We start from the raw sequence: 6,461 nt of genomic DNA on the forward strand, positions 1-6,461 counted from the left end.
GTTGCTGGCCTACAGCCTGGACCGGCCGCTGGTGGACGCGTGGCTGCAGTTCAACCAGCTGGAGTTGCGCCCGCCACTGCCTGCATTGCTGGGGCAGTATCTGCGTGCGCTTACGCGTGCGCCTGATGTCGCGCGGCTGCTGGAGAGCTTCCAGAAGTGGCTGGTGGAGGAGTTTGGCCATGCGCAATCGGGAGGAAAGCGCGGTGAGCCGTCGTGGCTGGAGGTGCGGTTGCGGCGCGCTGTGGAGGGCGTGCTGCACGGAGAGCGGTGTGAGTCTGGGGGTGATCGGGACAGCTGAAGGCAAGGTTTCGGACTTGTCTCATTTCCTGCAGTGCTCACGCGGCTGACCATGCCTTCGGGTTCCGCCAGAAGGACATGGGGTTTGATCAGAATGCTCATCATGGGCGGCCAACAGGCCGCCCGTCACCACATCGCACGCGCCATTGGTCGACGCCGGCTGATCTGTACCGAATCGGTCCATAGCGTGGAAAGCGGCCTATCGATACTGGAATGGCGCCGCTACGACCTGGTGGGCATATTCCTGCTGCAGGGGCTTGCGCAGCGCCTTGAACGCACCTACGTGTTGCGTGATGCGCACGTGCAGCTGGTGCTGTTCGGTGCGGAGTGCGGCGATGAGGTGGCACGCATCCGCCGCCAGCTTCGACAGCACGGGCTGCCGCCGCCGATCGTGGTGCCGGCCGAGTTCGAGGCGTACGACGAATCGCTGTTCTGGCGGGCGCTGGCCGGGCACATGGTGGTGCCGCGCGAAGCGGTGGGGTCGGAGCGCCTTACTGCGGGGAGCAGTCGAGCAAGCTCGACGCTACCTACGGCCTAGGGGCTCGCGCGGCGACGGTGGCCAGGCGGCGGCTGACGAGGCCCGTAGAGGTCCTGCAGTTCGGTGGCGCGCTGGGGCGAGTTGTGGAGGTCGTGCCGCGGGAGGAGCGGTGGGTGTTTGGGGGATGAGCGGCGGGTGAGGCGTAGTCGAGCAAGCTCGACACTACCGGTCGGGGGCTACGCGATGTGGAAGGAGGCGCGGTGGGTGGCGTCGAAGTGGAGCGCTGCTACGGCCACCGTGCCGACCATGGGTAGCCGCGCGAGTGCGTGCTTCTCCCAGGGCTCTGCTGCGCCTTCCACATCGGCATCCACGGTGTGCACGCGGTACTCGCCCGGGTAGTCATCCAGCGCATCGTCAAAGGGGCAATCGAGCACCCACTGGCGTGAAGTCTCATCGGCTACCCACATCAGCCGCGGCAGGTCGTGGAACCCGCGATAGGCGAGGATGCGGTAGTGACCTGGAGGCAGAGGCATCGGCGTTTCCTGCGGTGGCGCGGAGGGATGGCCGCGTCTCTACGATACGCCTTGGGCTGGGGTCAGAGCCCTTTCCTGCCAGGAGCAGTCGAGCAAGCTCGACTCTACCTACGGCCTAGGCGCCCGCGCGGCGACGGTGGCCAGGCGACGGCTGACCAGGCCGTAGAGATCCTGCAGTTCTGCGGCACGGCCGGGTGTCATGTTGCTGCCGAACAGGACGCGTCCGAATGCCGCTTCATGAGTGTCATCGGGGAAGCGTTCGCGGGCGCGGTAGACGTTCTGGAAGACCAGCCAGGCCAGGCGCAGGCCACCGCCGGGGAGCGGGCGCACGAGGCGTTCGTAGGCCTGCCAGAACTGGTATTCGGCCTGCAGATCGACCGTCGGCGCCGCGTAGGGCACCGGACGCGGGCGCCCGTGGGCACGCGGGCGGGTCGGCAGGTAGGCGGGATCGGGCTGGGCCATGGTGGACAGCATGCCCCAGGAACATTGTGGGAACCTTGCGTGGGTGCCGGAATATCAGTGCGGGTTGTGCAAAGTGTGGCAAAGGGAGGGGTCGGATCCCTTTGCGGAGCAAAGGGCTCTGACCCCGGGTGACGCGTGCGCCGTTTTGGTAGATGCCAACCTTGGTTGGGAGGTTTTTCGGTGCCGGAAACATTCCGCCGGGCATGGCCCGGCGCTACCGGATTGCGCAGGGAGCATCCACGCATGGCGTGGATCTACTTAGAAGGTTATCGACGTGCTGAACATCACCTGCCGTGGCGCGCTGCGCTGCAGGGTCTGGTAATCCCCCGAGAACGAGGAGCCGGCAATCGTGGCGGTGCCGATGTTGTTGCGGTTGAACAGGTTGCTCACATCCAGCCGCAGTTCCAGCCCGGGCAGCACACTGCCCTCGCCCAGTGTGTAGGCGGCATAGGTGTTTACCTGCCAGAACGTGGGCACGCGGATATCGTTCTCGTACGTAAACGGCTGGCGCAGGTACGAGGTGCTGGTGGCACCAAAGCGCCAGTCACCAAAGTGCGCCGACAGATCGCTCACCAGCGAAACCTGCGGGTAACCGGGCTGGGCGTTGCCCTTGATGGGGTACACGCTATCGCCCACCACGAAATCGCTGCCGTAGTACGAGCGGGCCACGGCCACGCCCTGGTAGAACTGCACGCGCTCACTCAGGTCTGCGGTAACGCCCAGGTCCGCACCAATCACATGCATCTTCGGCATCAGCCGCACGGTGTTGATCTGCGCGAACTGGGTACCGATGGCCGCCGATAGCAGACGGTTGCGGATATCGTTGTAGAACACATCACCCGTCAGCGTCAGCCGCTCGAAGCGATGCGTCGCGCCCACGGTGAAGTTCCAGTTCTTTTCCGGGCGCAGCGTGCAGGCCACACGGTCGAACTCATCCTGGTCGCTGATCGTCCACGCCGAGGCGGTGTAGCCGATGTTGCCGCGCTGGGCCACGCGGTAACCGTTCATGGTGTTGGCGATGTCGATGAAGGCATCGGTGGAGTCGCTGGGGCTCCAGAACAGCGAAACGTGCGGCAGGAAGTTGTCCTTGGCACGCAGCGCGCCATACACCGGCCGGTCCGGCGTATCGCCGAGGCCACCGCCTTCGGTGTGGAAATCCACGGCCTTGAAGCCGACGCCCAGCTTCAACGTATCGCTCAGCGCAATGTCATCGTGCAGGTAGAACTGCTGCGAGCGGGTGACCCAGCGCGAGGCGTTGTCGGTGAGGAAAGCCGGGCCATACACATCAAACGGACCAGTGGCCTTCAGCGGCTTGCCCTGCCCCAGCAGCGGCTGCTCGTACCAGTCGGTGCGGGCGGCGGCCTTGCTCTGTTCCTGCCAGAGCCCTGCGGTGAACGTATGCGCGCCGATCTCGAACTGCAGGTTGGCCATGCCGCCCAGGCGGTTCACGCGCGGGGTCTGCACCTGCTCGGAGAACGGTGCGCCGTTGGGCGATGGCACGGTGGGGTCGGTCAGCGTGGCCTGGGTGTGGCTGTTGGCGTTGTACAGCTGCACGTTGCCGCTGAGTGTGGGCGTGATCTGGAAACGATGATTGATGGACGCCACGCGGTCGCGGGTGATCTGGCCGGTGTCGTAGGGAATCAGTTCGGACAGCTCGCCGCAGGTGTAGGCACCGCAGGATTTGTCCGCATTTTCCGGCGAGGCGACGTAGTACGCCCACGCATAATCGGGATAGAAACTGTCGGCCTTCCAGCCCAACTTACGGATCATGTCGAAGGAGATGTTGTTGTAACCCCAGACCTTGGCCTTGCTGTCGGAGGCGAAGACGGTGAAGTCACCCCAGGCCACATCCTGCTGCGCCTTCAGGTTGCCGCGCAGAAAGTCCTGCGTGCCTGCGCCCTGGTACTTGTCCGCCGAGACGCGCTGCACGTCGACCAGCACTTTCGGGCCGTGCTCGCCCAGCTGGCCGGTCTGCGCAGACACCGTGGTGACCAGAGTGCGGTTGCTGCCCACGCCTTGCTTGATGCGCAGGCTTGGCGTGTCCTGCAGGTCGCGCAGGCGATATTCCAGGCTGCCGCCGTTGGCGCTGCTGGAAAACACACTGACCGGCGCGCCGCCCGGGCTGACGGTGATCGCGCCGATGCCATCGGGCACGCCGACATTCACCACGCTGGTGCCGGTGAGCGAGAGAAAGCCGTTGTCATTCAGCGGCACGCCTTCGAAGGTGATGCCCATTTCATTCATGCGGAAACCGCGCACGAACAGGCTGGTGGCGGAGATATCCAGGCCCAGGCCATCGGTGGCGGTGTAGCTGGCGCCGGGCACGGCCTTGAGCATGGCCAGCCCGTTGTTGCCGGTGACCATGCCATCGACGTCGGCGGCGTTGATGATGTAGCGGTTGGGGCCGACCACCTGCGTGGGTGCGACGGCGGCACCGCGCGGCGTGGCGATGACCTGCAGGGCATTGAGGGTGGTGGGGGCGTCGTTGGTTTCGGCGGCGTAGACCGGTGCGGCGATCGCCGTGCTGAGTGCCAAGGCGAGCAGCGTCGTGGGTGGAGTGTTCATGGCCAGATCCAGGTGCAGGGGGAAGAAGACGCAGGCACACGCCCAGCGCGTGGCAGCACCGGCGGCGATGCTGTGGCTGGAATGCGATTGCGTTGAAGGGGCGGCGGCGCTGTACGCGCCGATCAGGGGCAGTGGAAGACGTTCAACTGCCAGGCGATGCGATGGAGTGATTTCGACGGTCGGAAGTGTTGCACTGCCGTGCCGCGCACGCCATTGCACCGTAGTACAGCGCGGTTATACGCGGGTATCGTGCGGGCCTGGTAGAGGCCGACCTTGGTCGGCGCTCGGGATCTACGTGTGCCAACCAAGGTTGGCACCTACCAGAGCAATGGCTTACTGCAACACGAACCGTTCGATCGCCCGCGCCACGCCATCTTCGGAATTGGTGCTCGTTTCAAAACGCGCCACTGCCTTCACTGCGTCGATGGCGTTGCCCATCGCTACGCTGGTGCCGGCGAACTGCAGCATGGTCAGGTCGTTTTCCTGGTCGCCGATGGCCATGACGTTGGCGCGGTCGATGCCAAGGTGCTCGGCCAGCTTCTGCAGGCTCGGCCCCTTGCCGGCGCGGTGGTCGAACACTTCCAGGAAGAACGGCGCGCTCTTCAGCACGGCGAAGCGCTCGGTCAGTTCGGCCGGCAGGCGCGCGATGGCCGCGTCCAGCACCTCGGGCTCGTCGATCATCATCAGTTTGATGAAGGACATCGACGGATCCATGTCCTCCACGCGGCGGTACGACAGCGGCACGTGCGAGAGGTGCGAATCGATGACGGTGTAGCGGCTGATGTCCTGGTTGGGCGTGTACAGGCGCTGGCCATCGAGGGCCTGGAAGTGCACGCCGATATCGCGCGCGACCTGTTCGCAGTAGCGGAAGTCTTCGAAGCTGAGCGGGAACTCGGCCACGTTCTCGCCGGTGCCCAGTCGCCGCACCAGGCCGCCGTTGCAGGCGATGCAGTAGTCGTCGTCGCCGTTGATGCCCAGTTCCTGCAGGAACGGCGCCAGGCCGGACACGGGACGGCCGCTGGTCAGCACGATATGCACGCCCAGCGCGCGTGCCTGCGCGATCGCCGCCTTGGCCCGCTCGGTGAGCTTGTGGGCGGGGTCCAGCAGGGTGCCATCCATATCGATGGCGACCAGTGCGATGGTCGATTGCCTGCGGCCCATGTCCATCAACGTCCAACCTTGCATGTGGGGACCGCTATTTTAGGGCAGTCGCGCCCCTGCCCGCCTCATGCGCGGTTCATACCGCCGGGCGCGGCTGCAGGGATACTCAGCAAGCCTGTGCGCCCCCCACCGCAGGACGGCCCCCATGACCGCCCTACCCTGGAGATCCTGACGCATGACCTACCGCGCCCCCGAGGCCACCGACACCGCACCGCTGGCCGAGCAGATCGAAGACCTGATCCGCGGCCTGCCCGGCGAGCACATCCGCGTGGGTACGCTGCTGCAGGCGCTGGGCGACGAGGGGCTGATGCTGATCGTGATCCTGCTCTCGGCGATCTTCCTGATTCCGGTGTCGATTCCCGGGCTGAGCACGGTGTTCGGTGCGTCCATCCTGCTGATCGGCCTGAGCCGCGTGCGCGACCGCCCGCTGTGGGTACCGCGCCGCCTGGCCGAGCGCGAGGTAGCGACCGAGAAGCTGAAGGCCAACCTGGGCCGCGCCCTGAAGTGGGTGCACCGCATGGAGCGGTTGTCGCAGCCGATGCGGCTGGCGGTGATGGTGCGTTCGAAGAAGATGATGCGGCTGAACAACCTGGTGCTGGTGTTTGCCACGCTGTTGTTGATGGCGCCGGCGGGGCCGATTCCCTTCAGCAACACCCTGCCCGCGCTGGCGCTGATGTCGTTCGCGATCGGGTTCATCCAGCGCGATGGCGCGGCGGTGGCGGCGGGTTATGCGTTCGTGGTGGCCACGGTGGTGTACTTCGGCGTGCTGCTGGGTGGGGTGGGGTTTGCAGCGGAATCGGTGTTCAGCGGGATGCGGGGTGGCAGCGCGTCTGGGTAAACGGGTGCTGGCCGTTTGTAGAGCCGAGCCCACGCTCGGCTGCTTCTCGATTTTTGTAGAGTCGAGCGGGGGGGGGGGGGGGGGGGGGGGGGGGGGGGGGGGGGGGGGGGGGGGGGGGGGGGGGGGG

The 6,461-nt window shown here is 65.9% G+C and carries 7 protein-coding genes; 3 read left to right on the forward strand and 4 right to left on the reverse strand.

All coding sequences use genetic code 11. The features are described 5' to 3' along the window. The first annotated feature begins 1 nt into the window (after position 1). Both NQ204_RS14710 and NQ204_RS14715 read left to right on the forward strand, forming a co-directional pair. A complete protein-coding gene (locus NQ204_RS14710) occupies positions 2-298 on the forward strand; it encodes a hypothetical protein (protein WP_256644261.1) in 297 nt (98 codons plus the stop codon). A 102-nt stretch (positions 299-400) separates the two neighbouring features. After that, complete coding sequence (locus tag NQ204_RS14715; protein ID WP_256644262.1) at positions 401-835, forward strand: hypothetical protein; 435 nt, start codon at positions 401-403, stop codon at positions 833-835. A gap of 176 nt (positions 836-1,011) precedes the next feature. Here NQ204_RS14715 and NQ204_RS14720 read toward each other — a convergent pair whose 3' ends face one another. The 4 genes from NQ204_RS14720 to yidA all read right to left on the reverse strand — a co-directional run bounded on the left by NQ204_RS14720 (position 1,012) and on the right by yidA (position 5,502). Beyond that, positions 1,012-1,308 carry a hypothetical protein gene (locus NQ204_RS14720; RefSeq protein ID WP_116862524.1) on the reverse strand — a complete coding sequence of 99 codons (297 nt, stop codon included), beginning with the start codon at positions 1,306-1,308 and terminating at the stop codon, positions 1,012-1,014. A gap of 108 nt (positions 1,309-1,416) precedes the next feature. Further along, positions 1,417-1,782, reverse strand: a complete 366-nt coding sequence (locus tag NQ204_RS14725) for a hypothetical protein (protein WP_256644263.1) — start codon at positions 1,780-1,782, stop codon at positions 1,417-1,419. Positions 1,783-2,028: 246 nt separating this feature from the next. Beyond that, positions 2,029-4,335, reverse strand: a complete 2,307-nt coding sequence (locus tag NQ204_RS14730) for a TonB-dependent receptor (protein WP_256644264.1) — start codon at positions 4,333-4,335, stop codon at positions 2,029-2,031. Between the two features lie 333 nt (positions 4,336-4,668). Then, positions 4,669-5,502, reverse strand: coding sequence for a sugar-phosphatase (gene yidA, locus NQ204_RS14735; RefSeq protein ID WP_116862522.1), 834 nt, complete (start codon positions 5,500-5,502; stop codon positions 4,669-4,671). 169 nt (positions 5,503-5,671) lie between these two features. On the opposite strand from yidA, the gene NQ204_RS14740 reads away from it, so the two are divergent. Next, entirely contained in the window at positions 5,672-6,334 is a 663-nt protein-coding gene (locus tag NQ204_RS14740) for an exopolysaccharide biosynthesis protein (RefSeq protein ID WP_256644265.1), read from the forward strand. The last annotated feature ends 127 nt before the right edge of the window (positions 6,335-6,461 follow it).

This window comes from Stenotrophomonas testudinis, from assembly GCF_024499815.1.
Taxonomy (GTDB): Bacteria; Pseudomonadota; Gammaproteobacteria; order Xanthomonadales; family Xanthomonadaceae; genus Stenotrophomonas.